Here is a 1,670-nt window from a genome sequence, read left to right as displayed (position 1 = left end):
TACCTCTTTGGTTTCGATGGTCAGTTAGCACTTCCATCAAAACCGGTAACCCTCACTCTTTTCAAGTCAGGTGTCAGATCAGGTCTGAACTACTACATTTTTATATAGTGGGCCTGTATCTGATCCACAATAGCCCCGTTATCCCGTAGAGAATGACTCCGCGTGAGTCATCCTTAATATTTTTTCTCCTTTTGTTGTAGTTTTTCACAAGTTTTACATATCCTATGATTTTCAAATTTCCTTAGCAGATTCTGGTGGGGGAGTGAGTTGTTCGCTCTGATATCTTCACGTAATTGCTCAGTCCGCCTGGGCAGTTCTTCCATGAACATGTAAACTTTCTGTTTGTTGCCTTTTTTAATCCGTTTTACGTGGTGGCAGTGTTGGTGGTGGAGTTTGGTGTAGCGCTTACCACTGAATACCAATGGTGGAAATATCTCTTCGATAACCTCAATTGGAAACATTGCTTTTTTTAGTGAGTCTGAATCCAGTTGTGTTTGTTCTATAAATTCTTGAAAGTTTTCTTTCTCATAGGAAAATTCAACTTTATTGACATTAATCTCTACTGTAACAGTGCAGTCGCCATTTGTGGATTTTTTGGTAATAGTCTTAGAGCCATTAAAGTCGACCCATTCTGTACTGGCAATGTCGAGGTCAATTTTACCTAAGCTTTCATTTTCAGTAACATCTTCATCAATTACTGTAATTTTCAGGTTTATATCTTCTGTCCCAGGCAGTATTTTGCTAGTAATAAGCTCGTTAATATCCTTGCTATCTCCATCACCTAATGAATAGGTGCCAAACTGTTTTTTATGATTTTCAAAGTCTACCTCAATGTTAATCTCTCCATCAGCCGCCCAATCTTCATCATCATGGATCTTGATCTTTTTTAAATAGGCACTGACTTCAAAAAGGCTGTTCTCTATTTCTGAATATCTTCTGTTCTCTTCTTCAGGGATCTCAAATAGTTTTATCCTAAAATGGAGTGTGCAGGCGCCATTATCTGATTTCCTAGAAAACGTGAACTCTTCTCCAATCCCACTAAGCCAAAAGGTCTCTGGCTCATGAAGCGTAACCGCACCCATACTTTCAGTGGTTGTTGTGTCATCATCATAGATTTCAAAATCACCAGTCAGCGTGTCCCCTGCTTTAAATATCCGGTTTGGCAATTGGATATTTATATTTTTTGAATCACCACCATCCACATTATACTGGCCATATGTTTTAAGACTAGAGCCATATTTGGTTTTAATAAATATCTCGCCGCTGCCCCAATTGTCTTTATCATTATGCACGGTGATTTTATAAAGTTTTAGATCAACCAAGTAGTGAGGGACTGGTTCTGTTTTAACTGGTGGGGTATCTTTATCGGGATCGAACTTAATATCGTATAGGAATTTTAGATAGAGGCCTGCGGTAAATGAGTAGTTGATTGGCAATAGATTCATTGCAATTGCGTTGCAGGCATAATCAGTCAGATCAAAAAGTTCATCCCTATGTGGATCCGTGCTCTCAAGAAAACTGTACCAACGAAATGGCTGTCCCGTGCCAAAACCATCGACATCATCACTATCGTATTAATCGTTCCGAAAGTATTGGCAGTCTATTTTTGAACTTGCCAAAATATACTTTGTATCTGACATGCGGAAGAAACTCTTAATCAGCGAAGTGCG

Annotated in this window: 1 protein-coding gene; it reads right to left on the bottom strand. The window is 38.9% G+C overall.

Annotation, left to right across the window (positions count from 1 at the left end):
- Nucleotides 1-173: 173 nt before the first annotated feature.
- Complete coding sequence (locus Ga0074115_RS15445; protein ID WP_232433160.1) at nt 174-1,436, bottom strand: hypothetical protein; 1,263 nt, start codon at nt 1,434-1,436, stop codon at nt 174-176.
- Nucleotides 1,437-1,670: the final 234 nt, after the last annotated feature.

This window comes from endosymbiont of Ridgeia piscesae, assembly GCF_001443665.1.
Taxonomy (GTDB): Bacteria; Pseudomonadota; Gammaproteobacteria; order Chromatiales; family Chromatiaceae; genus Endoriftia; species Endoriftia persephonae.
This window is presented reverse-complemented; position numbering and strand designations above follow the sequence as displayed.